We start from the raw sequence: 25,976 nt of genomic DNA on the forward strand, positions 1-25,976 counted from the left end.
ATGGCGTGGACGATGTCCTTGCCTTCGTTATACTTTTTGGCGATATCGGCGCCAATGAGGGCATGGGGCCCTTCGACCTCATGGTCGACGGCCTTGCCGATATCATGCAGCAGACCGGCACGCTTGGCCTTTTTGACATCCATGCCCAGCTCCGCGGCCATCATGCCGCACAGGGCGGAGACCTCCAGGGAATGCTGCAGCACGTTCTGGGTGAAGGACGTACGGTAGCGCAGCTGCCCCAGCAGACGGATGATCTCGGGATGGATGCCGTGGACCCCGGCATCGAACGTGGCCTGTTCGCCCACTTCGCGCACCTGGGCATCCAGTTCCTGTTCGCATTTCTGGACGATGTCCTCGATGCGGGCGGGATGGATGCGGCCATCCTGGATCAGACGTTCCAGAGCCATCTTGGCCACCTGACGACGCAGGGGGCTGTAGGCGGACAGGATGACGGTCTCCGGCGTGTCGTCGATGATGAGGTCCACACCGGTCGCGGCTTCCAGCGCACGGATGTTGCGCCCTTCACGACCGATGATGCGTCCTTTCATGTCCTCGCTGGGCAGGGAAACCGCCGTGACGGTCTGCTCGTTGACGTAGTCGCCGGCATAACGCTGGATGACGTTGCACAGGATCTCCTTGGCCTTGCGGTCGGCGGTCTCCTTGGCTTCCGTCTCGATCTGGCGGATCATCTTGGCCGATTCATGGCGGGTCTTGGCCTCCACCTCGGCAAACAGACGGGCCTTGGCTTCTTCCGCCGTCAGGCCGGCGATCTCGGAAAGACGCTGCTCTTCTTCATCGATGCGCGTCTGCAGGAACTCTTCCGACTCGGCCAGCTGGCGTTCCTTGCGGGCCAGATCCTTTTCAGCGGCGAGGAGCTCATGCTCCTTGGCGGTGGCTTTTTCCAGTTTTTCTTCCAGCCGGCCGCCCATCTCTTCAAGCTTGCGTTCACGCAGTTTGACTTCGCGCTCGCGCTCCTTGAATTCGTTTTCCAGCTCTCGCTTCTGGTTAAAAAGGTCATCCTGCCCCTGGATGAGGATTTCCTTTTTTTGCGCCTGGGCCTCCTTGCGCGCTTCTTCCACAATGCGTTTGGCCAGCTCGTCAGCATCGCCGATGCGCTTGGTGGTCACACTTTTGTGCACCAGCGCACCGACCAGCAGGCCGACCACAGCGGCCAGGGCCAGCCATACAATATCCATAAAATCCATAACCATCCTCTATAATCAACGGGAATCACCCGGGTATCATAAATGGCGGAAGCCAGCCTCCGCACGAGGTCTACTGGCGGAGGGCTGGCTTCTGACCGCAAAAACGGCATAAGGATGGCTGCAGGCAAAGACCACGCCGAAGCGTGCAAGGAGTACGGTGCAGGACAGAAAAAAATCCCCAGAGCGCCGTGTCATGACTTCGATGCAGAACCTGGTTTCCCAGGGGGGGGCCGTGTACTTTTCTACAGGCTTCCCGTAAACGGGCGTGCTCACAAAAAGCAGGGACAGCTCCCGATTTTATGCTTGTAAGGTCAGCACCGAGTCATAAATCACGCACACTCCAGGGAAATATGCTGTCATTGATGACTTAAACGGACTCTTCTTTTATCTTTGAAAGCATGGTCTCGATGCGATTCTGCACATCGTCCAGCTTTTTTTGCGATTGCAACAAATCATCCGCCAGACCAAGAGCCAGAACAGTCAGCAGAATATCTTTGTTACTCTGCATACCGTGTGACCTCAGTTTCTGGTCTGCAAACCGTTCTTCCACAAGAGCGATGGCCTCACGCACACGCTCCATATCGGCACTGTGGCGGAATGTGACCGCAGTACCAAGAACGGTAAGGTTAAAGTGTTCTTGACTCACTCGAAAACCTACTCGGCGCTTTCATGCTCCTGGATAAGTCTCAGCAGAGCATCCATGCGGTTGATGGCATCGCCCCGCACCTGCTCTTCTTTGTTCAGGTTCTCGCGCAGTTCGCGGTTTTCTTCTTCCAAAGACATCTTCGCGGCGATAGTGGCCTCAAGTTCGGAGTGGAGACGACGAGTCTCCGCCAGAAGCTGGGCTTTCTGCTCCAAAAGGGCCAGTACCTGCGTTTCAAGTTGCTCTAGTGCTTCCATGATTCTGGGTATAGCACTGCCCCATGCCGATGGCAAGGCGGCCCATGCGGCAAATCACGATTTCATGCAAAGATAATCAACTGTTTTTCCTTGCTATTCAACGAAATTCCCTTTTCTGGAAAAAGAAAAAACTTTTCCTGCACATCAGAAAAAAAGAGGGAGGCACCGGGCCTCCCCCAAAGGATTTTTTGCCTGGAACTCTCCCGCCGGGCAGGAAGAATCAGGCGGATAGAGCCTGACTGACGCCACGGCATGGCCGGGCAGTCTTGCCTGCAGCGGAAAAGTTTCTGGTGGCGCTTTCCAGGCTCCCAAAGGAGCTAGACGGATTTGCGCGGCAGGTTCTTCTGCCGGCCGCGGGCGATGCCCATCTCGCCATCGGGCACATCCTTGGTGATGACCGAGCCCGCCCCGATCAGCGCGCCGTCGCCCACACGCACCGGAGCCACCAGGGCCGTATTGCTGCCGATGAAGGCCCCTTCGCCGATGGTGGTCTTGAACTTGTGCTTGCCGTCATAGTTGCAGGTGATGGTGCCCGCACCGATATTGGTGCCCGCGCCGATCTCGGAATCCCCCAGATAGGTCAGGTGATTGGCTTTGGCGCCCTTGCCCAGGCGGGATTTTTTGAGCTCCACGAAGTTGCCCACATGCGAGGCTTCTTCCAGCACGGCGCCGGGCCGCAGACGGGCATAGGGCCCCACCAGGGCGGCCTCGCCCACATGGGCATCCTCGAAATGGCAGAAGGAGCGGATCTCCGCCCCGGCCTCGATGACGGTATCGCGCATCACGCAATGGGAGTCGATACGGGCACCCCGACGCACCACGCTGCGGCCGTAGATCTCGCACGGGCCCGTGATCTCCGCACCCGGCTCCACCGTGGCCAGCGGGCTGATCCGTACCAGCGCGGGCGCATGCAGCATCACGCCGGAACGCAGCAGGCCGTCCACCACACGTTCACGCAAAAATTCTTCGCTGCGGGAAAGTTCCAGAGGCGAATTGACGCCCATCAGGCTCTCGTCCCGGCCGCACTGCACGCCCTGCACCTTGCAGCCTTCGGCCACAGCCAGGGAGATGAGATCGGTGATGTAGTATTCCCCGCTCTTGTTGGCATTGCCGATGCGCGGCAGCAGACGGGCAGCCAGATCCAGACGCACGCAGTACATGCCCGCATTGACCTCATGCGGTTCGGGCCCGTACAGCGCGGGATCATAGTCCTTGGCCTCCACGATGGCACGCACGCTGCCGTCGGCGGCACGCACCACCCGGCCATAGGCGGCGGGATCGTCCAGCTCGATGGTGGCAAAGGCCAGATCAGCCCCTTCCGAGGCCTCCACGAAATGACGCACCACGTCCTCGGAGAGCAGCGGCGTATCGCCGTTGACCACCAGCACGCGCTCGCACTGCCCTTCCAGCGCGGGCATGGCCTGCATCAGCGCATGGCCCGTGCCCAGCTGCTGTTCCTGATGCACGAAGGAAGCGTCCGGGAAGGCAGCCTCCACCATGCCCGCCTGATGGCCCACCACCACCAGCACACGCCCGTCGAACACGGGGCGGACGGCTTCCAGCACGTAGCGCAGCATGGGTTCGCCCAGAACGGTCTGCAATACTTTGGGTTTGTCGGAATGCATGCGGGTGCCCTTGCCCGCGGCCAGAATAAGGGCGGCTGTCTGCAACATGGTGGCTCCTTGCAAAAAAGATGGAAAGAAAATAGCCCCTCAGCCCGCAAAGGGCAAGCTTATGGATACGAGGGGGAAGGGGAGGACCTTTTGAAAAAGGCCCTCCCCTTCCCCCTCGAGCTCCCCCTTCCCTACCCGAAAACTTTTATTCTGAAGGATGGCAGGCAGGATAGGGGCCGGGAGCAGACACGCGGCCGCAGGTCCCCGGCAGGAAGACGGCTGTCCCGGACAAAGGGGAATGCTTTTGGCAAAAGCTGCCTTTTGGGATCATGGCGATACGAAAAAGGCGGCCCCGAAGGGCCGCCTTTGCTGTGCGGGATCATCCCGGCAGGCTGGCAGGCAGCCATGCCGGAGCAGTTTTTTCAGGCTCAGGCGTTCTGGAAGACCAGTTCGCCATCGCGCACATCGATCTGGACAGCCTGACCATCCAGGATGCGGCCGCTGACCAGTTCACGGGCCAGAGGCGTTTCCACGTACTGCTGCACGTAGCGCTTGAGCGGACGGGCGCCGTACACGGGATCGTAGGCTTCGCCGGCGATGAACTCGCGGGCGGCATCCGTGATGCCCAGCGTGATCTTGCGTTCTTCCAGACGCTTGCGCAGGCGATCCATCTGCAGGTCCACGATGCGCGTCACCTGGTCACGCCGCAGGGGCAGGAAGAGCACGGTCTCGTCCACACGGTTCAGGAATTCCGGCCGGAAGTGGCGGCGCAGCTCTTCCATCACCGCATCACGGGCGCCTTCCTTCAGGCTGCCGTCCTCGCCGATGCCGTCCAGCAGATGCGGCGAACCGATGTTGGACGTCATGATGACGATGCAGTTGCGGAAGTCCACGGTACGGCCCTGACTGTCGGTCAGACGGCCATCGTCCAGCAGCTGCAACAGGGTGTTGAAGACGTCAGGATGGGCTTTTTCGATCTCGTCGAACAGCACCACGGAGTACGGCTTGCGGCGCACGGCCTCGGTGAGCTGACCACCTTCGTCATAGCCCACATATCCTGGAGGCGCACCGATGAGGCGGGACACGGAGTGCTTTTCCATGTACTCGCTCATGTCCAGACGCACCATGTTGTCCTCGGTATCGAACAGGGCCTCGGCCAGGGTCTTGCACAGTTCGGTCTTGCCCACGCCCGTGGGGCCCAGGAAGATGAACGAACCCGTGGGACGCGAGGGGTCGGACAGACCGGCACGGGCACGCAGCACGGCATCGGCCACGGCCTGCACGGCTTCGTCCTGGCCCACCACACGCTTGTGCAGCTGATCGGCCAGATGCAGCAGCTTTTCGCGTTCGGATTCCATGAGCCGGGTCACCGGGATGCCGGTCCACTTGGCCACGATCTCGGCTACGTCGTCGGGACGCACTTCTTCCTTGAGCAGGCGCGGTCCGTCGGCACCGGCGGCAGCGGAGGCATCGGCCAGCTGCTTTTCCAGGGCCAGCAAGGTGGAGTACTTGAGCTCGGCGGCCTTGTTGAGGTCATAGGCCCGTTCGGCCTGCTCGATGGCCAGCTTGGTCTGCTCGATCTTTTCCTTGATGCCGCGCACGCTGTCGATGGCGTTCTTTTCCTTTTCCCACTGCTGGCGCAATTCGCCCTGCTGCACCCGCAGCTCGCCCAGTTCGCTTTCCAGCTTTTCCAGACGGTCACGGGAGGCGGCGTCGGTCTCGCGGCGCAGGGCCTCGCGCTCGATCTCCAGCTGCATGACCTTGCGGTTCACCTCGTCCAGGTCGGACGGCAGGGAGTCGATCTCGGTACGGATCAGGGCCGCGGCCTCGTCGATGAGGTCGATGGCCTTGTCCGGCAGCTGACGGTCCGTGATGTAGCGGTGCGACAGGGTCACGGCCTCCACGATGGCGGAGTCGCTGATACGCACGCCGTGGTGGACCTCAAAGCGTTCCTTCAGGCCACGCAGGATGGAGATGGCGTCCTCCACCGTGGGCTCGTCCACCAGCACGGGCTGGAAACGACGTTCCAGGGCCGGGTCCTTCTCGATGTACTTGCGGTACTCGTCCAGGGTGGTGGCGCCGATGCAGTGCAGTTCGCCACGGGCCAGCATGGGCTTGAGCAGGTTGCCCGCGTCCATGGAGCCTTCTGTCTTGCCAGCGCCCACGATGGTGTGCAGCTCGTCGATGAAGAGGATGATCTTGCCTTCGCTCTTCTCCACTTCATTGAGCACGGCCTTGAGGCGTTCCTCGAACTCGCCGCGGTACTTGGCACCGGCGATCAGCGCGCCCATGTCCAGGGCGTAGAGCTTGTGACCGCGCAGGCCCTCGGGCACGTCGCCCTTGACGATACGGAAGGCCAGGCCTTCCACGATGGCCGTCTTGCCCACCCCGGCCTCACCGATGAGCACGGGGTTGTTCTTGGTACGACGGGACAGGATGCGCACCACACGGCGGATCTCGGCATCACGGCCGATGACCGGGTCCATCTTGCCCTGACGGGCGGCTTCCACCAGGTCACGGGCGTACTTGCTCAGGGCCTCCACCGTGTCTTCGGGGTTGGGGCTGGTCACCCGCGCACCGCCGCGCAGGCTCTCCATGGCCTGGCCGAAGCTGGCACGGCTGATGTTGTATTCCTTGAAGACCTCGCCCAGCGGCGTGCCGGGCGCGTTCTCGGCCAGCGCGGCGAACAGATGGTCCACGCTGACGTATTCGTCCTTCATGCGCCGGGATTCGTTCTCGGCGTCGCCCAGCACCTTGGCCAGACGCTGGGTGATGGAGATGCGGTTGGGGTCCATGCCGCTGCCGGAGACGGAGGGACGCTTGCGCAGTTTTTCCTCCACGGCTACGGCCAGAGCGGCGGTCTGCACGCCCATCTGATCCAGGATGCGGGGCACGATGCCCTGTTCCTGACGGATCAGGGCCAGCGCCAGATGCTCGCTGTCGATATCCTGATGGCCCATGCCCACGGCGATGCTTTGCGCCTGGGTCACGGCCTCGCGGGCTTTTTCCGTGAATTTGTTGATGTCCATATATCCTCCACGATGCCGCTATGGACGGGGCCCGTGCGCACACGGGCCGCCCCACGGCGGAAGGTAAGCAAAATCGATTTTTTTTGTGCGCGGGCTGCGCAGGCGGACTCCAGAGGGCCCGGAGTGTCCGGGCGGCGGCGCAAGGCCGGGTGGGGTCTGCGGGCCGCCGCGACGGATCCGTATCCGCGGGCTTCTCGGCACAGGGGATCAGTCTTCCAATCCCTGCAGTTCGCGCACCTTGTGCTCCAGAGCGTCGATGCGCTCCAGAAGGTCCACGATGATGGTGCCGCCCACCACGGGCAGCTCAAAGTCGCAGCAGATGCGTTCCAGTTTGCGCACACGGTAGATGTCCGCATCCCGGAAGAACTGGTCGGAGCCTTCCGTGCGGCTTTCCAGCCAGCCCAGGGCCAGCAGCTCACGCAGCCGCTCGGGCGCGATACCGGTGCTTGCCATGAATTCTTCGCACGCCATGACCACGGTGGTCATGTCGTCTCTGTCAGACGTGCTCATATCACAACCTCCATCCTAGCCGCGGGCCCGGAAGGACGACTTGTCCGCCAGCTGCTGCCACAGGGCCTTCTCTTCATCCGAAAGCTGCTCAGGCACCCGGATCATCACGCGGGCCAGCAGGTCGCCGCGATGCTGTGCCGAACCAAGCCCCTTGCCGCGCAGGCGGAACTTGCGCCCCGAGGACGAACCGGCGGGGATGTTCATCTCCACCTGCCCTTCCAGGGTGGGCACGGGCACCCGGGCGCCCAGGGCCGCTTCCCAGGGGGCCAGGACCACGTCGCACTGCAGGTTGTCGCCGTCCACCTTGAACACGGAATGCGGCAGATAACGCACCCGCAGGAACAAATCGCCGGGCGCACCGCCGGGAGCGGGCTCGCCCTGTCCGCCCAGACGCAGCTTGGCGCCTTCGCGGATGCCGGAAGGCACGTTCACTTCCAGCGTCTTGGGGCCGAAGGCCGTCTGCAGGTTCACGCTGCGGCGGCCGCCACGGGCCACTTCTTCCAGCGTCAGGGGCAGTTCGGCCTCCACGTCACGGCCGCGACGCGGCTGCTGCTGGCGGAAACCGCCGAACGGATCACCACCGAAACGGCTGCCGCGCCCGCCGAACAGGGTCTCGAAAAAGTCCGAGAAGCCTGCACCGTCGAAGTTCTGGCCGTTGAAGTTGAAGTGCATATTTTCAAAGCCCGGAGCGCCCTGGAACTGCTGGCCATGCTGCCAGTTGGGGCCGAGCTGATCGTACATACGCCGCTTTTCAGGGTCTTTGAGCACTTCGTAGGCTTCGTTGATATCCTTGAATTTGTCTTCGGCCTGCTTGTTGCCCGGATTCAGATCCGGGTGGTACTTGCGGGCCAGCTTCTTGTAGGCTCTGGCGATCTCGTCCGCACCGGCGGAACGCTCCACGCCCAGAAGTTTGTAATAATCCTTGTATTCTACTGCCATGATGCTCTCCCCCAATCGGGTCTTCTTGCCAATAGGTAAGACGTTCTTGCCCGGCGTCAAGAAACCGTCACACAAAAAATATTCCCCGGCGCTCAACCGGGCCAGCCGGGGACAATGACCTGCCGGGGGCCCTCCCGTCGGCCAGGGGCCGCTTCCAGACGACCGGCCCTGTCCGGCAGAGCCTTCTTGTGCAGACCGGCCGCGCTCTTGCGGGCGCAGGCTTCGGCAGGCGGGAGCGCACAAAAAAAGCCGGGAAGGACCAACGTCCCTCCCGGCCGTGAATCACCATCCGGTGTGGCTGGAGCAACTAGACGATGCCGTGCTCACCGGGCTTTTCGTACACGGGGCGTTCCTGCTGGTGCACGTAGAAGTCCGTGTCGCCCAGGGCCAGCAGAACGGCCGAGGACACATAGATGGACGACGCCGTACCCACGAACACGCCGATGAGCATGGTCAGGGCAAAGTCGTGGATCACGCCGCCACCCAGCAGGTACAGGGCCAAGGTCGCCACAAAGGTGGTACCACTGGTCAGGATGGTACGGGACAGGGTCTGGTTGACGCTGCGGTTGATGAGGGCGTCCAGGGGCTGCTTGGGCGCGGCACGCAGGTTTTCGCGCAGACGGTCATAGACGATGATGGTGTCGTTGAGCGAGTAACCCACCAGGGTCAGCAGGGCCGCCATGACGTTGAGGTCGATCTCCACGCCCATGAGCGACAGCAGGCCCACCGTGATGAAAACGTCATGGATGAGGCCCACCAGGGCGCCCAGAGCGAAGTTGAGCTTGAGGACGAAGCAGACCACCAGGGTGATGCCCAGGGCCACCAGCACCAGCCAGCCCATGCTCAGACCCGTGAGGCCGGCCAGGTACATGCCGCCCCAAAGGACGGCAGCCATGGCCACACCGGCCATCCAGCGCTGTTCGAAGCGGCCGGAGATGTACACGGCGATGAGCAGGGTCGCGTAATACAGGGCGCCCAGGGCCTTGTTGGTCAGGTCGTTACCGACCTTGGGGCCCACCATCTCAAGGCGCTGGATCTCCACGTCATTGCCGGGGAAGGCCTTGGCCAGGGCGGTCAGCACGTTGGTGCGCAGCGCCGCGGCATCGGTGTTCTCGGCAGAGGAGAAGCGCAGCAGGTAGTCGCGCGTGCCCTCACCGAAGCGCTGGGTGCTGATGCCCGGCAGTTCGGGCACATCCAGGCTCTTCTTCAGTACTTCGTCTTCCACAGGCTGGGCGAACTGCACCTGCACGATGACGCCGCCGGCGAAGTCGATGCCCATGCGCAGGCCATTGCCCCACAGCGCCGAGCCCAGACCCACCAGAAGCAGCAGGATCGAGATGGCGTAGGCGATGTGGCGCTTGCCGATAAAATCTATCTTGGTGTCATGCTTGATGAATGCGAAAGCCATGATTCTCTCCCGGCCAGCCTAGATGCTGATGCCCTTGGGGCCGCACTTGCGCGCCCAGTATTCAAAGATGGCCCGCGACACAAAAATGGCCGTGAACATGGAGGCCACGATACCCAGCGACAGAGTGACCGCAAAACCGCGGATGGGGCCCGTACCGAACTGGTACAGGATCACCGTGGCGATGATGGTGGTCAGGTTCGAGTCGGTGATGGAAATGGTGGCGCGCTCGAAACCGGCCTTGACGGCCGCCAGGGGCGAGAGCCCCAGATGCAGTTCCTCGCGTATGCGCTCGTAGATCAGCACGTTGGCGTCCACGGCCATACCGATGGTCAGCACGATACCGGCGATGCCGGGCAGGGTCAGGGTGGCGCCGAAGCCGGCCATGCCCGCCATGACGATGAGCATGGTGAAGCAGAGCATGATGTCGGCGATGACACCGCTCATGCCGTAGTAGATGGCCATGAACACGACCACAGCGGCGGCACCCACCAGAGCGGCGTTGATGCCGCTGTCGATGGATTCCTGGCCCAGGGAAGGACCGACGGTGCGTTCTTCCAGCACCGACACGGGCGCGGGCAGCGAACCGGCACGCAGCACGATGGCCAGGTCCGTGGCTTCCTGCGTGGTGAACTGGCCGGTGATGACGGCGCGGCCACCGGCGATGCGCTGCTGGATCACGGGGGCGGAATAGACCTTGTCGTCCAGCACGATGGCCATGCGGCGGCCCACGTTTTCGCCGGTGACGTTCTCGAACAGGGTGGCGCCGCGGCTGTTGAAGTTCAGGCTGACGCTGGCACGGTTCTTTTCGAAGGTGGGCTGGGCATCGGCCACATCCTCACCGGAGAGCATGGCGTCCTTTTCCACCGCGATCAGGCGCGTGGCGGTCTCGCTGCCGTCGTGGCCTTTTTCCAGCAGGGGCAGGGCCATGACGCCGCTGGGCAGCACGGCCTTGTTGGGATCCACGTCGTCACGGACAAGGTGGAATTCCAGATGGGCGGTCTGGCCCAGGATCTGCACGGCACGGCGCGGGTCGGAAAGACCGGGCAGCTGCACCTGGATGCGGTTGCCTTCCTGCTTGCGGATGTCGGGCTCGGCCACACCGAACTGGTCGATACGGTTGCGGATGGTCCGCAGGGCCTGATCCAGCGCCATGTCCTCGATGCGGCTGATCTCTTCGGGACGGAATTCGGCCACATAGCGCAGACCGGCTTCCGTACGACGGGGCTCGCCCACATTCAGCTGGGGGAAATTCTTTTGCAGGATCTCCTGCAGCTTGGCTTCATCGTCCACACGGGGCAGGGCAAATTCCAGTTTGTCATTGCCCACCACGCGGGGATGCAGCACGACGATCTTCTCGTCCTTGGCAAGGCGGCGGATATCCTGCCCGGCCAGCGCCAGCGAGTTGCTGACAGCCTTGGCCACGTCGACGCCCAGGGTCAGGTGGATGCCGCCCTTCAGGTCCAGGCCAAGGTTGATTTTTTTGGATGGTAGGACGTTTTCCAGCGCCGTCCCGATATAGGGCACGCTGGGCAACGCGTAGACAAGGCACAGGCCGAACACGAGCAGGGCCACGGCCAAGCGCGAGCGCAAACCAATCATTGGGATACCTTCCGCACTTGATGGAGATGTCCGTAAAAACGGAAAGAGGCGGCCGGCCGGAGCCAGAACCGCCCGACACGGCCCGGCGCCTCCCTGCAAACAGGGCGGCGCCGGAGCCGCAACCATTACCGATTCCGAAACAAGAACGGAATGTTACTTCTTTTCTTCGGCCTTGGCTTCAGCCTTTTCGGCGCTCTTGCCGATCAGGCCGCCGATGGCGCCGCGGCTCATGCGCAGCTTGGCATCGCCACATTCGATGACCACTTCTTCTTCGCTGATTTCCATGATGCGACCGATCAGGCCGCTGCTGGTCATCACGTGGTCGCCGCGCTTCAGTTCGGCCAGCATCTGCTTGTGGGCCTTGGCGCGCTTCTGCTGGGGACGGATCAGCAGGAACCAGAAGATGGCGAACATCAGGATCAGGGGAACAAACTGCATCAGCATGTCGCCGCCGCTGGGGGCGGCGCCGCCGGCCTGGGGGGTACCCATGGCGAAAGCAACGGATTCAAACAACAAGACGAACCTCCAAAGGGATGCTGTAGGCAGGCCGCTTTCTATGCGGGATGCCCGGGGTAACAAATTTTCAGCGCGCAAGCATATCCTGCCGCAAAAAAACTTGCAAGCCCTTCTCCTGAGCGGGAAAAACGTCCTCCGCGCGGCAGGGATGACGGTAAAAAACATGCCGGCAGGAGCGCTTCGTTCAGAAAAAATCGCCGCCGCAGGGCCGATTTGAACGACCGGGGACTGAGGCAGCCTCTCTATTGAAGGAAAGCCCGGTGCCTGCGCCGCCATCCCGCCCGGGAAGCCCCCGTAAAGAGACGACAGGCGGAAAAGCGAAGTTCCTGCGCAAGCGGCCTTCGGAAAGGATCGCCCCTCCTCTCTCCACCCGCCTGGAGGAAAGAAAGACGCATCCCCTTCCTATCACCGGGGATGCTGTCCCGCTATCCCGAAAAGGCTCTCTGTACGGAGCGGACCTCAGCTTCCCAGCACGGCCCGGACGAAATTGCAGGCGATGCGCACCACCTCGTCCCGGCTTTCCCTGTGCGACAGGGGCAGATGCCCGCCGTGACGGCTGACCGTGCGCAGCACATGGGTCTCGGCCCTGCGGGATGCCGTGCAGATCCACTCCACGGCATTGCGGCGCGGGCAGCTGCTGTCATGCCAGAGCTGGACATAACAGACCGGGACATCGCAGGCGGGCAGCAGGGCCCGCAGCCGGGGCTGCTCATGGGCTATCTCGGCCATATGGCGCCAGCAGACCACCCGCTCGTGTCCCTGCCAGGGCGCGGTCTCCCGCGCGGCCTCGCTGCGCGGGGAACAGATCTCCACAGGCTGTCGCCAGGCTTTCCAGGCCAGCCGCCAGCGCAGGGCCCGTTCGCCCAGACGGCCGGGGCGGGACGACCAGTAGAGCGGCGCGGCGAAGACCAGCAGGCAGCGGGGCGCGGGCAGCCCGGCCTCCCGGGCCCAGAAAAGCGTATCCAGAGCCAGCAGGCCGCCCAGGGAATAGCCCGCCAGCAGGGGCGGCTCCGGGTTTTGGCCCGCAAGGGCGGCATAGGCCTCATGGGCCGCCGCGCTCCACTGGTTCCAGTGGCTGCGTACGAAAGCCTCCCAGCCGGCGCCATGCCCCGGCAGACAGGGCGCATGGCACGCCACGCCCATCGTCGCCAGCTCTTGCGCCAGCGAATCCATATCAGCGGGCCCTCCACCCAGACCGTGCAGCAGCAGCGCGTCCATTCTTGCCCTCCCCGAAGCATGAGGATACAACTACGCCTGTTTTCCCGTCCGCAGACCTTAACCCGTCAGGAGCATCCATGCAAACCTGCGACACGCTTCTCCACGCCGGTGTCCTGCTGCCCCAGGACGATGACCGGCGCGTCCTCGAAAACGCAGCCCTGGCCATTGATGGCGGGCGCATCGTCGCCCTGGGCTACAGCCAGGATGTGACAGCCGCATGGCAGGCACGTGAAATTCTCGACCTTTCCGGCATGCTCGTCATGCCCGGCCTTGTCAACGCCCACACCCACGCGGCCATGACCTTCCTGCGGGGCCTGGCCGACGACATGCCGCTCATGGACTGGCTGCAGCAGAAGATCTTTCCCGTGGAACAGGGCCTGACGCCCGATCTGGTGCGCCTGGGCAGCCTGCTGGGCTTTGCCGAGATGCTGCGCACCGGGACCACGTCCTGCGTGGACATGTACATCTTCGAAGCCGCCGTGCTGGAAGCGGCGGACAAGGCCGGTCTGCGCTGCCTGGCCGGTGAGGGCGTGTTCAATTTCCCCTCGGCCTGCTGCCCGGATGCCGATGCGGCCCTGGCCTGCACCCGGGAGATGGCGCAGCGCTGGGCCGGTCATGACCGTCTGCATGTGGCCGTCATGCCCCACAGCGTCTACACCACCACGGCGGCGCAGCTCACGGCCTGCCGCGAACTGGCCGACGAACTGGGCCTGCCGCTGCACATCCATCTGGCCGAGACCCGTCAGGAAACGGCCCTGAGCCTGGAACAGCACGGCCTGCGCCCCGTGGCCCATGCCGACCGTCTGGGGCTGCTGCGTCCCGGGACCATCCTGGCCCATGGGGTGGACGTGGACGCCGACGAGATCGCCCTGCTGGCCCGCCGCGGCGTGAGCGTTGTCCACAATCCCTCGTCCAACATGAAGCTGGCCTCCGGGGTGGCCCCGGTGCCCGCCATGCTGGATGCCGGCGTGCGGCTGGCCCTGGGCAGCGACGGCGCCGCCAGCAACAACCGCCTCAACATGTTCACGGAGATGGGCCGCGCCGCCCTGCTGCACAAGGCGGCGGGCGATCCCGAGACCATGCCCGCCCGGACGGTGCTCGACATGGCCACCCGCGGCGGTGCGGCGGCCATGGGCGGTGACGGCGGCACCCTTGCCGTGGGGCGTCCCGCGGACTGTATCGCGCTGGACCTTTCCGCGCCCAACATGCAGCCCCTGTTCAACGCGGCCTCCCACGCCGTCTATGCGGCCACGGGCATGGAAGTGGCCCTGACTATGGTGGCGGGCGAGGTCCTGTACCGTGACGGCCGCTTCAGCCGCTTTGATTACCCGGCCCTGTGCGCGGAAGTGCGCGAGATGCGGCGCTTCGTCCTGCGCCGTCTGGGCCTGTCCGAACAGGTGGCCTGAGCCGGAGCCCTTCCCGTCGCGGCCTTGCCTGCCGGGGCCGGAGCGGGGCCCTTGCGGCAGCGGAAAAGCCGCCCGGGCGGGGTTCCCTTGCACGGGGGGACTTGACACCATTGTTTTTTGGTCTATAGTGCCCCATTCAGACTGAAACGAAAGCGCTTCGGCGCATGGAGGTATCGTTATGGCTGCTCTGCTTAATGCCGTGAAAACCGCCGAAGGCGTGGTTGTGAACGGTTTTGTGGTTTCCCCCATCATTGACAAGTGCGAAGGCTGTGATCGCATTCGCGAGTTTGAAGGCGAAAACTTCTGCTCCAGCTACGCCAGCCCCGCCAGCAAGTGGTCCGGTGGCCGCTGCAACTTCGCTACCCATGTGAAGGTGCAGGTCGCCGCCGCTGCCAAGGTCAACCCCCTGAAGGCGTCCAAGCGCGCCGCCAAGGGTCGCTAGACCATACGCGGCATGCGGGACGCGCCCGGCGCGAACATCCCGCACCGATTGCAATTTTCTGGCACATTGCACAGGGGAGGCTGTCGCGACAGCCTCCCTTTTGTCATTTGTCCGCAGGGGCCTCCAGGCCCGGGCGGCTTCAAGGAAAAACAGCATGAACACAAGTTCGCAGGACAGCGCCCTGTCCCCCCTCCTGCGCTGGCTGGATCAGCGTCAGGACCGTGTGGCGGCCCTTCAGGGCGACCTGACCGCCTTCCGTGCCCTGGGCCCGGAAAACGGCGGCGAGGGCGAGCTGGCCAAGGCCCTGTATATCGAAGACTGCCTGCGCGCCTGCGGGGTGAGCGACATCCGCCGTCTGGATGCCGCCGATCCGCGCGTGCCCTCCGGGCTGCGCCCCAACGTGGTGGCCCGCATCCCCGGCCGTTCCTCCCGGACGCTCTGGCTTTTTGCCCACATGGACGTGGTGCCGCCCGGTGACCCGGCCCTGTGGCATTCCGATCCCTGGCAGGTGGTCCGGCAGGGCGACATGCTCGTCGGACGCGGTGTGGAGGACAACCAGCAGGGCCTGGTGAGCATGCTGCTGCTGGCCGAAGCCCTGCATGCCTGCGACATCACCCCCGAACTCAGCCTGGGCCTGGTGTTCATGGCCGACGAGGAATGCGGCAACGACTACGGCCTGGCCCATGTGCTGGAGCGCCACGCGGCTCTCCCCGAAGGGGAGCGTTTCCTGCGTGCTGACGATTTCTACATCGTGCCGGACTCCGGTTCCCCCACGGGCGCGGACATCGAAGTGGCCGAAAAGTGCCTGTGCTGGCTCAAGGTCGACGTCAGCGGCGTGCAGTGCCATGCCTCCACGCCCCACAAGGGCCGCAACGCCTTCGTGGCCGGGGCCGCCGCCGTGCTGGCCTGCATGGAGCTGCACAAGGATTTCCCCCGCCGCGACGCCCTGTTCGACCCGGCCTGCTCCACCTTCGTGCCCAGCCGCCACGATGCCAACGTGCCCAGCGTCAACATCCTGCCCGGACATGACACTTTTTACGTGGACTGCCGTCTGCTGCCCGGCGTGGAACCCGAGCATGTGCTGGACGCCGCCCGCCGTCGCCTGACGGCCGTGGCCGAACATCACGGCGTGCGCATCGACGTGGCCATCGAGCACTGCCAGCGCGCCTCGGAAACGGCTGCGGACAGCCCCGTGGTCGCGGCCCTGCGCCGTGCCGTCACGGACATCTATCAGGTGGAGGCCCGTCCCGTGGGCATCGGCGGCGCCACCGTGGCCGCCCTGCTGCGCCAGCAGGGCCTGCCCGCCGCCGTGTGGAGCTGCATCGACAGCACCTGCCACCAGCCCGACGAACATTCTTCCATCACCGCCACCCTCAAGGACGCCCAGGTGTTTGCCCATGTGCTCATGCAGCGCTGAGAACCGTTTTGACTGTATCGTGACAGGCGGCGGCCATGCCGGTTCCGAGGCCGCCGTGGCCCTGGCCCGTCTGGGCCTGAGCGTGCTGCTGATCTCCGGCAATGTGGACCGTCTGGGCTATCTGTCCTGCAACCCTGCCATCGGCGGCCTGGCCAAGGGCCACATGGTGCGCGAGATCGACGCCCTGGGCGGCATGATGGGCCTGTGGGCCGATGCCGGGGGCATCCAGTTCCGCACCCTCAACATGAGCAAGGGCCCGGCCGTGCGCGCCACGCGCGCCCAGATCGACCGCGAGGCCTATCAGAAGGTCCTCAAGAAGACCCTGTTCTCCACGCCCGGCCTGCGCATCTGGCAGGACTCCGTGACCGAGGTGCTGGAAGAGAACGGCCATGCCGCCGGCGTGCGCACGGCCCAGGGCCTGACCTTCCATGCCCGGCATGTGCTGCTCACCACCGGCACGTTCCTGGCCGGCCTCATCCACATCGGCCTCACGCATCTGCCCGGCGGCCGTCTGGGTGATGCCCCGGCTACGGGCCTTTCCGACAGCCTGCGCCGTCTGGGCCTCACGCTGGGCCGTCTCAAGACCGGCACCACGCCGCGCCTGCTGCGGGCGTCCATCGATTTTTCCAAACTGGAGGAACAGCCCGGCGATACTCCGCCGCCGCGCTTCAGCTTCCGTGGTCCCGGCCCGGTGCTGCCGCAGGTGCCCTGCCACATCACCTGGACCAACGAGGCCGCCCATGCGGCCATCCGTTCCGGCTTCGACCGCTCGCCCCTGTTCACCGGGGTCATCCAGGGCACGGGCGCCCGCTACTGCCCCTCCATCGAGGACAAGGTGGCGCGCTTCCCCGAGCGCGAACGGCACCAGATCTTCCTGGAGCCCGAAGGCCTGGACAGCCCGGAGGTCTATGCCAACGGCATCTCCACCAGCCTGCCGCTGGACGTGCAGCAGGCCATGATCCACGCCATCCCCGGTCTGGAGCATGCCGTCATGGTGCGTCCCGGCTATGCCATCGAATACGACTACGCCAACCCGGTGCAGCTACACGGCACGCTGGAGACCAAGGCTCTGCCCGGTCTGTGGCTGGCGGGCCAGATCAACGGCACCTCCGGTTACGAAGAGGCTGCGGCCCAGGGGCTGTGGGCGGCCCTGAACATCGCCTGCCGGGAGAAGGAGCTCGATCCCTTCGTGCCCGGACGCGACTCCTCGTACATGGCCGTGCTGGTGGACGACCTGGTCACCTCCGGCACCGAGGAGCCCTACCGCATGTTCACCTCGCGGGCGGAGCACCGCCTGCTGCTGCGCGAGGACAATGCCGACGTGCGCCTGACCCCGCTGGGCCGCAAGATCGGTCTGGTGGGCGAAGAACAGTGGCGCCTCTTCAACGACAAGATGGAACACGGCCATGCGGTGCGCCGCCTGCTGCAGCAGGTGCGCGTCCAGCTGACCGACGGTGACGAAGCGGCGCAGACCGCTCCGGCAACTCCCGAAGAGACGGAGCTGCGTACCGCGCTGCGCGGCCGGACGCTGGAAGAGGCCCTGCGCCGTCCCGACATGGATCTGGAGCGTCTGGCCCGCATCTCGGCTCCGCTGGCCGAGGCCCTGGCCGATCGCGACCTGCGCGATCTGGAGACCGTCCAGGTGGACGTCAAATACGCGGGCTATCTGGAGCGCCAGCGCGAGCTCATCGCCCGTGCCGCGCGTCTGGAATCCGTGGAGCTGCCCGCCGATCTGGATTACCGGCAGGTGGCGGGCCTTTCCCGCGAGGTGGAGGAAAAGCTGGACCGCGTGCGGCCCCGCAACCTCGGCCAGGCCGGGCGCATCTCCGGCGTGACCCCGGCGGCCGTGGGCTGTCTGGAGATCCACCTGCACAAGCTGGGCCTGCTACGCGGCAAGCGGCAGTCCCTCTGATGTCTTTTCCGGGACCTGCGGCCCAGCCGCGGGTCCCCTTTTTGTGCCGCGCATCTTCGCCTGATAAAAGAAGGATGCGCTGTTGACGTTGGGGAATGTTCCCCGTTATCCTGAGAGGACGGGTGCCTTTTGTAGGCGTGTGCTCAGGGCCACGCCGTACACACGGCGGCAGACCGCGTTTTCCTGCCCCGGACGCGGCATCCGCTCCTGCGTCCGCCCGGACGCCTCCACGACAAGGCTGCGCATCCCGCCGCCTTCGTGGGCTGCGTTCCCGGCGGCGTCCCCCTCACCCCAGCCCGTGCCCCGGCACGGCGACATGCCTTTGCCCGGCGCCGGTGCGGCGCGCAGGCAAAGCCCTTCTAGGAGGCTGTTTTGGACGGTGGTTCCGACTGTCATAGTAGCAATGGCACCATCTGGTCGCGTCTGACCCGCTTTTTCGGACGCGAAGACGATGAATCCCTGGAAAAAGCCATCATCGAAGCCCGCGCCGACGGCGAAGTGGAGCCCGACGAGGAGTCCATGCTCCTGGGCATCCTGCGCTTCAACGACCTGCAGGTGCAGGACACCATGACGCCCCGCACCGACATCGACTGTGTCCCCGAAGACATGCTCCTGCCCGAAGTGGCCAGGGTCATCGTGGAGTCGGGCCATTCCCGCATCCCTGTCTTCCGCGACACCCGGGACAACATGGTCGGCATGCTCCACGCCAAGGATATCCTGAGCTGCCTGCTGGACCCCAAGATGGCTGACCAGCCCGCCAGTGCCATCATGCGCGAACCGTTCTTCGTGCCCGAGACCAAGCCCATCCGCAACCTCCTGCAGGAATTCCGCGCCAGCAAGCAGCACATCGCCATCGCGCTGGATGAATACGGCGGCACCTCGGGCCTGATCACCATCGAAGACCTGCTGGAAGAGATCGTGGGCGACATCGAGGACGAACACGACGCTCCCCGCGAGGAAGACATCCGTCCCCTGGGGGCCCATGTCTATGAACTCACGGGCCGTGCCCTGCTGGAAGATCTTGAAGAACTGGGCGTGGACCTCAGCTCCGACGAAGTGGACACCATCGGCGGCTACCTGAGCATGGAAGCCGGCCATGTGCCCGCCCCCGGCGAGGTCTTCATCCTGCGCGGCTGGCGCTTCGAAGTGCTGGATGCGGACAAGAAGCTCATCCGCCACCTGCGCATGGAACCGGCCCGGGAAAACATGCCCGACGCCTCTGAAACGGAAGACTGAGATGCGTGACGCCTGGTTGCGTTCCTCCCCCCCGGGCCTCGGCCTGGCGGGGGCCGCGGCGTTGTGGCTTGCGTTTCCCAACGGCTGGATCTCCCTGCCTCCGCTGGCCCTGCTGCTGCCCCTGTGCCTGGCCCTGCTGGGCAGCTCGGCGCCCTCGGCGGGCGCGGCCCTGCGTCGCGGCTGGCTGAGCTCCATCGTGGGCATGGCGGCCGTGCTCTACTGGCTGACCATTCCCATGGCCACCGTGGGCAACCTGCCCATGGCCCTGGCGGCGGTCTGCGCCGTGCTGGTGGCCACCTGCCTGGCCAGCGCCGGCGGCCTGTTCAGCCTGCTGGCCCATGCCCTGCGCGGGCGCGGCCCGCTGGCACAGGCCTGGTTGCTGGGTCTTGCCTGGTATTTTCTGGAATATGTCTACGCGCTGGTGGCGGGCTTTCCCTGGCTGCCCCTGGGCGGCGCCCTGGCGGCCTGGCCCCTGTGGATACAGGCCGCCGACGTGACGGGCGCCTATCTGCTGGCCGGCCTGTGGGTCACGGTGATCCTTAGCCTGCGGCACTGGCGCCGGCCTGCCTGCGTGTGCACCGGGCTACTGCTGGCCGCCCTGCTGCTGGGCTATGGTGCCTGGCGCCTGCACACCGCGCCGCTGGAGGACGATCCCCGCGGCGAGGACAGCGTGGCCGTCCTCTTTGCCGAAGGCAACATCGACCAGAACCAGAAGTGGGTGCCGGCCTACCAGCGCCGCACGGTGGAGACCTATCTGCGCCTGACACAGGCGGAGCTGGCGCGCCATCCCGGCGAAAAGCCCCTCATCGTCTGGCCTGAAACGGCCCTGCCCTTCAATTTCGACAACAACGGCATCCTGTCCGCACTGGTGCGCAATCTGGCCCGCCAGGCCCAGAGCCCCCTGCTGACCGGCGTGCCCGGCTTCCAGTATGATGCGGCAGGCAACATGCAGGTCTTCAACCGTGCCCTGCTCCTCGATCCCTCGGGCAACACGGCGGGCCATTATGACAAGGAACATCTCGTGCCCTTCGGCGAATATGTGCCGGAGTGGCTCAACTGGAATTTCCTTGCCGACCTGCTCCAGGAAGTGGGCGTCTACACCCCCGGCCGCTCCGCCGCGCCCCTGGTGCACGAAGACCTCCGCCTGGGCATGCTCATCTGCTACGAGGCCGTCTTCCCCTGGCTGGCGCAGGCCCGCGTGGAGCACGGCGCCAACGTGCTGGTGGACATCAGCAACGACGGCTGGTTCGGCCGCTCGCCGGCGGCGCTCCAGCATCTGTACCTCGCCTCCCTGCGCGCCGTGGAGCAGGGGCGCTGGCTGCTGCGGGGCACCAATACCGGCATCTCCGCCATCATCGACGCCCGCGGCCGCGTGACCGTCCGCGGGGGCCAGTTCGAAGAAAATACCCTCTGGGGGCGTCTGCGCCTGCAACAGGGGGCCACCATCTATCACAAGCTCGGGCTCTGGCTGCCGCTGGCCGCCGGACTGCTCTGGCTCGGCATTTTCTGGGGCACGCGTCGCCCCTCACCTTCAACCCCTCGATAGTTCTCATGTTGCAACTCAGTGATCTTCGTGCCCGTTGCCAGCCCCTCGACCAGCGTTTCGACAACCTTTGGGGGCGTCTTTGACGTCGCGGCCAGCGAACAGCGTCTTGCCGCCATCGAAACGGAACTTTCCCGCCCCAATGCCTGGGACAATCCCGAAGCCCTGACCCCCCTGCTGCGCGAAAAGCGCCAGCTGGAGGATGAGGTCTCCCGCCTCAATGCCCTCAAGACCTGCCATGACGACATGCACGAATGGCTGGAACTGGCTGTGGAAAGCGGCGAGGACGAGGCCCTGGAATCCCTGGCGAAACAGCAGGACAGCCTGGACGCCCTGCTGGACGAGACGGAACTGGTGATGCTGCTCTCCGGCGAGGAGGACAACCAGGATGCCATCCTGGAGATCCACCCCGGTGCGGGCGGCACCGAATCCCAGGACTGGGCGGAGATGCTGCTGCGCATGTACACCCGCTGGGCTGCCCGGCGCCATTTCACCGTGGAGGAGCTGGACTATCTTCCCGGTGATGAAGCCGGCATCAAGAGCGTGACCCTGCGCATCTCGGGCCCGCACGCCTTCGGTTTCCTGAAGAGCGAACGCGGCATCCACCGCCTGATCCGCATCTCGCCCTTCGATGCTTCCGGCCGCCGCCACACCTCCTTCGCCTCCGTGGACGTCATGCCCGACGTGGGCGACGACATCCAGCTGGACATCAAGGAAACGGACCTGCGTTTCGATACCTTCCGCTCCAGCGGCCCCGGCGGCCAGAGCGTGAACACCACCAGCTCCGCCGTGCGCGTGACCCACATCCCCACGGGCATCTCGGCCCAGTGCCAGAACGAGAAGTCCCAGCACCACAACAAGGAAGCGGCCCTGTGCATCCTCAAGGCCCGTCTGTACAACCTTGAGCTGCAAAAACGCGAAGCCGAGCGCGCCGCCCAGTATGCGGGCAAGGACGCCATCGCCTTCGGCAGCCAGATCCGCACCTACACCCTCCAGCCGTACCGTCTGGTCAAGGACCACCGGACCAACAGCGAATGCGGCGACGTGGAAGCCGTCCTGGATGGCCAGATCGACCAGTTCCAGCACGACTATCTGCTCTACAGGCACGAACAGCAGCGCTGATAGCGTCTTCATGGCCCGGAAAGGTGCGTCTGCCCCGCAAAACAGGCATGTCCCGCACTTTTCCGGGCATATTTCCCTGCCATTTTCTGCCCTGCAACTTTACCTCGTCCGGCAAAAAGGATAGGATTCCTTATCATAACGACTGGCATCCTTTTTACCAACGCTCTCCTTTCACCGACGAGGAGGAACGATGAACAAGAGCGAACTCATCAAGGCCCTGGCAGAAGAAAGCAATCTTCCGTTCGATGATGCGTCCTTGGTGGTGAACACTTTCATTGATGCGATGAAGGATTCGCTCATCGCTGGCGACCGTATCGAGATCAGGGGATTCGGGAGCTTCAAGATCAAGGAATACAGCGGCTATGCCGGACGTAATCCCAAAACCGGCGAAAGCGTCTCCGTCGTGCCCAAACGCCTGCCCTTCTTCCGTGCCGGGAAGGAGCTCAAGGAATATATCAACCAGTAACCGCAGTCCCATTTAGCTCAGTTCCAAGGAGTGGACCATGCAATTTTTCGGTGCCCTGACCGCCCTCGTCACGCCGTTCAAAAACGGCGCCGTTGATGAAGCCGCCTATCGCGAATTCATTGAATTCCAGATCAGTGAGGGAATCCACGGCCTTGTGCCTTGCGGCACCACCGGCGAATCGGCCACGCTCTCCCACGAAGAGCATGAACGTGTCATCGAGATCTGTATCGACCAGGTCAAGGGGCGTGTGCCCGTCCTGGCCGGTGCCGGTTCCAACAATACCATCGAAGCCATCCGCCTGACCCGCTTTGCCCAGAAAGCCGGGGCCGACGGTGCGCTGCTGATCACCCCCTATTACAACAAGCCCACCCAGGAAGGTCTGTACCGTCACTTCAAGGCCATCGCCGAAGCCGTCGACATGCCTCTGGTCCCCTACAACGTTCCCGGCCGTACCGGCACCAACCTGCTGCCTGCCACGCTCAGCCGTCTGGCTCATGAGTTCCCCAATATCGTGGGCGTGAAAGAAGCCACCGGCGACATGAGCCAGTGCAGCCTGATCATGGAACAGTGCCCCAAGGGCTTCAGCCTGCTTTCCGGTGACGACTTCACCGCTCTGCCCCTCATGTCCATCGGCGGCAGCGGCGTCATCTCCGTGACCTCCAATATCGTCCCCGGCAAGGTGGCTGCCATGTACAATGCCTTTGCCAAGGGCGATATCTCCACCGCCATGGGCATCCATCATGACCTCTTCGTCCTGCATCAGGCCATGTTCATGGAAAGCAACCCCATCCCGGTCAAGACCGCCCTGGCTCTCATGGGCCGCATGACCGACGAGATGCGCCTGCCGCTCTGCCCGCTGACCGACGAACATCTGGAACGCCTCAAGGGCGTCCTGGCTTCCAAGGGACTGCTTGCCTAATACGGCACATCGTCTTCAAGCCCCGCTCCGGCGGGGCTTTTTTCTTGTCCTGCGTCCGGCCTCCGTACCGGGCCTATCCCTTTTCCGGTATGCCGATGCCTGCAGCCGGGGACCACGGTCTGCACGAAAGCCTGCCCGTGTCCCTCCCCGTTCGCTCAGGCCGGCGCCCCTTCCGTGCCGTCGTTTCTGCCCGCCGGGCCTTGCCGCTGCTTGCCTTCCCCCTGCCCTGCTGCTAGCATGATGGCGTTTTCCATACTGTGCCGAGGAGACCATCCATGACCGATTCCCGTTCCGATCCGACAATCGTGCAACGCCTCATGCAGGCGCTGGAAGCGGACACCGCTGTTGAACTGGCCCGGGCCCTGGGCCTGCCCGTGACGGATGTGGAACAGGCGCTGGCCAAAGGCGAGGTCCCGGACGAGTGGGTCCGCATCTGCGCCGCGGAAACAGGCTGCAATGCCGACTGGATCTTCTTCGGCCGTGGCCCCATGCGCCTCCCGCTGGTGGAGTCCGGTGCCATGCCCGCCTGCCTCATGCTGGAAGATGTGGATGACGATGTGGACATGATCACCGTGCCCCTGGTGGTGGCCCGCCTGTCCGCCGGTTCCGGCAGTCTGGAAGTCAGCAGCGAACAGGAAGGCGGCTATGCCTTCCGCAGCGACTTTTTGCACCGCAAGGGCAATCCCCGCCGCATGGTGCTGATGCGCGTCTCGGGCGACAGCATGGTGCCCGAGATACAGGACAACGACCTCGTCCTGCTGGATCAGGGACAGACCGAGATCGTCTCCGGACGCCTCTACGCCATCGGCTTCGAGGATGCCATCTACATCAAGCGCATCGACCTGCTGCCCGGCCAGATCGTCCTGCACAGCACCAACCCCGCCTATCCTCCCGTGACCCTCGACCTGAGCGGCGACTGCGCCGAACAGTTCCGCGTCATCGGCCGCGTACTCTGGTCCGGTCGCGAATACCGCTAGCCGCAGAAGTTTCGATCCATATTTTCAGGGGGAGAGGGGGACTTTTTCCAGCGGAAAAAAGTCCCCCTCTCCCCCTTTCCCCCTCACCCTTCAAAAACCGCTGCATGATCCCTGTGACGCTGATGTCGCGCACAGGACAGCCCCGCCTTCCCGTCCCCCGGTGCGGATGAGGGGCACTATGCGGGGACCCCGCCCAGATCCCGGCCCGGCAACAGATGCCCCTGGGGGCAGGGCAAACAGCATAAGGACGGCATGGTCTACCCGGCAAAATGTTTTTCGGGAAAGTGAGGGTGCGCGGGATGGGACAGCGCTGCGACCCTGCGGGCCTGCGTCCGCAGGAGCCGGCACTCCTCCCGCAGGATGACGGAACAGTCGTTGCCGCATAAAAATAAAAGAGCGTGCATCCATGACGGGATACACGCTCTTTTTGTGCATAAGGTCGTTGTTCGGCCCCTAGCCGGGCCGCCAGCCCTGCGCCCCCGGAAAAGAGGGGCTTTCACATGACGGCGGGAAGGCTTCGGGCCGCTGCGGTGCGGCCTACAGGCGGCCCTGCTTCACGAAATCGTCCGGCACGTCGGCCAGCGTGGCCACCATGACGGCCTTGATGGTGTGCATACGGTTGGCGGCCTCGGCAAACACGAGGCTGTTGGGCGATTCGAAGACTTCGTCACTCACTTCCATGCATTCCAGACCGAAACGCTGGTACATCTTTTCACCGATGATGGTGTCACGGTTGTGGAAGCTGGGCAGGCAGTGCAGGAAAGCGCAGTGCTCATTGCCGGTCTTGCGCATCATCTCGCTGTCGATGCGGTAGGGGGTCAGCAGGTTGATGCGTTCCTGCCAGACATCTTCCGGCTCGCCCATGGAGACCCAGACGTCGGAATACAGGAAGTCGCAGCCCTTGACGCCGCTGTCCACATCTTCCGTGCGGGTGATGCGGGCACCGGTCCGTTCGGCGATGGCGCAGGCCTGTTCGTAGATCTCGTCGGAGGTCCACAGGGCCCGGGGCGCCACGCTGCGGAAGTCCAGGCCCAGCATGGCCGAGGCGATCATCAGGGAATTGCCCATATTGTAACGGGCATCACCGATATACGCCATGGTCTGGTCCTTGTAGGGCTTGTCGCAATGCTCGCGCATGGTCAAAAAGTCCGCCAGGATCTGGGTGGGATGCCATTCGTTGGTCAGGCCGTTCCACACCGGCACGCTGGCAAAACGGGCCAGCTCTTCCACGATGCTCTGGCCAAAGCCGCGGTATTCGATGCCGTCATAGAAACCGGACAGCACACGGGCCGTATCGGCCATGGATTCCTTTTTGCCGATCTGGGAACCGGAGGGGCCCAGATAGGTGGTGTGGGCACCCTGGTCATGGGCCGCCACTTCAAAAGAGCAACGGGTCCGGGTGGAATCCTTTTCAAACAATAGCACGATATTCTTGTCCAGCAGGAACTTGGGCTCGCGCTTTTCCTGCTTGGCTTTTTTCAGTGCGGCGGCCAGATCCAGCAAGTAGATCAGGTCTTCGGAAGTAAAGTCCGTTTCCTTCAAAAAATCTCGATTGGTCAGTCTGCTCATGCCATGCTCCACCCTTTCGGGTCGTTGCTG

At 64.1% G+C, this 25,976-nt stretch carries 22 protein-coding genes and 1 other RNA gene (1 of these 23 running past the window's edge); 10 read left to right on the top strand and 13 right to left on the bottom strand.

The features are described from left to right. The 12 genes from rny to Q4I12_RS12455 all read right to left on the bottom strand — a co-directional run. Positions 1-1,205, bottom strand: the 5' portion of a protein-coding gene (rny, locus tag Q4I12_RS12400; RefSeq protein WP_168934889.1) for a ribonuclease Y. Its footprint begins 355 nt before the window's first position; the window shows 1,205 of its 1,560 coding nt (coding positions 1-1,205); its start codon is at positions 1,203-1,205; the stop codon falls past the left edge of the window. Between the two features lie 171 nt (positions 1,206-1,376). Next, positions 1,377-1,555, bottom strand: a non-coding RNA gene (gene ssrS / locus Q4I12_RS12405) — 6S RNA. Between the two features lie 17 nt (positions 1,556-1,572). Beyond that, on the bottom strand, positions 1,573-1,851 hold the full coding sequence (gene zapA, locus Q4I12_RS12410; protein WP_168934888.1) for a cell division protein ZapA: 279 nt from the start codon (positions 1,849-1,851) through the stop codon (positions 1,573-1,575). A gap of 8 nt (positions 1,852-1,859) precedes the next feature. After that, positions 1,860-2,105, bottom strand: coding sequence for a DUF904 domain-containing protein (locus tag Q4I12_RS12415; RefSeq protein WP_081446796.1), 246 nt, complete (start codon positions 2,103-2,105; stop codon positions 1,860-1,862). Between the two features lie 317 nt (positions 2,106-2,422). Next, on the bottom strand, positions 2,423-3,778 hold the full coding sequence (gene glmU, locus Q4I12_RS12420; RefSeq protein ID WP_289616878.1) for a bifunctional UDP-N-acetylglucosamine diphosphorylase/glucosamine-1-phosphate N-acetyltransferase GlmU: 1,356 nt from the start codon (positions 3,776-3,778) through the stop codon (positions 2,423-2,425). Between the two features lie 368 nt (positions 3,779-4,146). Further along, on the bottom strand, positions 4,147-6,747 hold the full coding sequence (gene clpB, locus Q4I12_RS12425) for an ATP-dependent chaperone ClpB (RefSeq protein WP_302261771.1): 2,601 nt from the start codon (positions 6,745-6,747) through the stop codon (positions 4,147-4,149). Positions 6,748-6,954: 207 nt separating this feature from the next. Further along, the gene (locus Q4I12_RS12430; RefSeq protein ID WP_168934885.1) at positions 6,955-7,257 is read right to left on the bottom strand and encodes a chaperone modulator CbpM; all 303 of its coding nucleotides are present in this window, start codon (positions 7,255-7,257) and stop codon (positions 6,955-6,957) included. Positions 7,258-7,272: 15 nt separating this feature from the next. Next, positions 7,273-8,196 carry a J domain-containing protein gene (locus tag Q4I12_RS12435; protein ID WP_168934884.1) on the bottom strand — a complete coding sequence of 308 codons (924 nt, stop codon included), beginning with the start codon at positions 8,194-8,196 and terminating at the stop codon, positions 7,273-7,275. 307 nt (positions 8,197-8,503) lie between these two features. Beyond that, a complete protein-coding gene (gene secF / locus Q4I12_RS12440; RefSeq protein ID WP_302261772.1) occupies positions 8,504-9,604 on the bottom strand; it encodes a protein translocase subunit SecF in 1,101 nt (366 codons plus the stop codon). A gap of 18 nt (positions 9,605-9,622) precedes the next feature. Further along, the gene (gene secD, locus Q4I12_RS12445) at positions 9,623-11,203 is read right to left on the bottom strand and encodes a protein translocase subunit SecD (RefSeq protein WP_168934882.1); all 1,581 of its coding nucleotides are present in this window, start codon (positions 11,201-11,203) and stop codon (positions 9,623-9,625) included. A 153-nt stretch (positions 11,204-11,356) separates the two neighbouring features. Further along, positions 11,357-11,692: a preprotein translocase subunit YajC gene (gene yajC / locus Q4I12_RS12450; RefSeq protein WP_006004428.1), complete on the bottom strand. Its 336-nt coding sequence runs from the start codon at positions 11,690-11,692 to the stop codon at positions 11,357-11,359. Between the two features lie 486 nt (positions 11,693-12,178). Then, positions 12,179-12,937 (bottom strand): alpha/beta hydrolase, encoded by a 759-nt coding sequence (locus tag Q4I12_RS12455; protein ID WP_302261775.1) that lies wholly within the window; start codon positions 12,935-12,937, stop codon positions 12,179-12,181. Between the two features lie 77 nt (positions 12,938-13,014). Between Q4I12_RS12455 and Q4I12_RS12460 the strand changes: the two genes are divergently transcribed. From Q4I12_RS12460 to Q4I12_RS12505, 10 genes are all read left to right on the top strand, one after another. After that, positions 13,015-14,343, top strand: a complete 1,329-nt coding sequence (locus tag Q4I12_RS12460; RefSeq protein ID WP_302261776.1) for an amidohydrolase — start codon at positions 13,015-13,017, stop codon at positions 14,341-14,343. Between the two features lie 178 nt (positions 14,344-14,521). Further along, positions 14,522-14,785 carry a PxxKW family cysteine-rich protein gene (locus Q4I12_RS12465; protein WP_006004419.1) on the top strand — a complete coding sequence of 88 codons (264 nt, stop codon included), beginning with the start codon at positions 14,522-14,524 and terminating at the stop codon, positions 14,783-14,785. 154 nt (positions 14,786-14,939) lie between these two features. Then, a complete protein-coding gene (locus tag Q4I12_RS12470) occupies positions 14,940-16,202 on the top strand; it encodes a M20 family metallo-hydrolase (RefSeq protein WP_204674567.1) in 1,263 nt (420 codons plus the stop codon). Further along, complete coding sequence (gene mnmG / locus Q4I12_RS12475) at positions 16,183-18,114, top strand: tRNA uridine-5-carboxymethylaminomethyl(34) synthesis enzyme MnmG (protein ID WP_302261780.1); 1,932 nt, start codon at positions 16,183-16,185, stop codon at positions 18,112-18,114. Before Q4I12_RS12470 ends, mnmG begins: the two co-directional genes overlap by 20 nt. A gap of 372 nt (positions 18,115-18,486) precedes the next feature. Beyond that, entirely contained in the window at positions 18,487-19,350 is an 864-nt protein-coding gene (locus tag Q4I12_RS12480) for a hemolysin family protein (RefSeq protein WP_302261781.1), read from the top strand. 1 nt (position 19,351) lies between these two features. Continuing rightward, positions 19,352-20,896, top strand: a complete 1,545-nt coding sequence (gene lnt / locus Q4I12_RS12485; RefSeq protein ID WP_302261782.1) for an apolipoprotein N-acyltransferase — start codon at positions 19,352-19,354, stop codon at positions 20,894-20,896. A gap of 5 nt (positions 20,897-20,901) precedes the next feature. Further along, a protein-coding gene (gene prfB, locus Q4I12_RS12490) for a peptide chain release factor 2 (protein WP_204625293.1) occupies positions 20,902-22,015 on the top strand; the annotation gives its coding sequence in 2 pieces (ribosomal slippage) (positions 20,902-20,976 and positions 20,978-22,015; 1,113 coding nt in all). Between the two features lie 190 nt (positions 22,016-22,205). Then, on the top strand, positions 22,206-22,481 hold the full coding sequence (locus Q4I12_RS12495) for an HU family DNA-binding protein (protein WP_006004403.1): 276 nt from the start codon (positions 22,206-22,208) through the stop codon (positions 22,479-22,481). 37 nt (positions 22,482-22,518) lie between these two features. After that, positions 22,519-23,400, top strand: coding sequence for a 4-hydroxy-tetrahydrodipicolinate synthase (gene dapA, locus Q4I12_RS12500; protein WP_302261783.1), 882 nt, complete (start codon positions 22,519-22,521; stop codon positions 23,398-23,400). A 275-nt stretch (positions 23,401-23,675) separates the two neighbouring features. Continuing rightward, complete coding sequence (locus tag Q4I12_RS12505) at positions 23,676-24,377, top strand: LexA family transcriptional regulator (RefSeq protein ID WP_302261784.1); 702 nt, start codon at positions 23,676-23,678, stop codon at positions 24,375-24,377. 537 nt (positions 24,378-24,914) lie between these two features. Here the strand turns inward: Q4I12_RS12505 and argF are convergent. Then, on the bottom strand, positions 24,915-25,946 hold the full coding sequence (gene argF / locus Q4I12_RS12510) for an ornithine carbamoyltransferase (protein WP_297137632.1): 1,032 nt from the start codon (positions 25,944-25,946) through the stop codon (positions 24,915-24,917). Positions 25,947-25,976: the final 30 nt, after the last annotated feature.

It is taken from the genome of Desulfovibrio piger (assembly GCF_951793255.1).
Taxonomy (GTDB): Bacteria; Desulfobacterota; Desulfovibrionia; order Desulfovibrionales; family Desulfovibrionaceae; genus Desulfovibrio.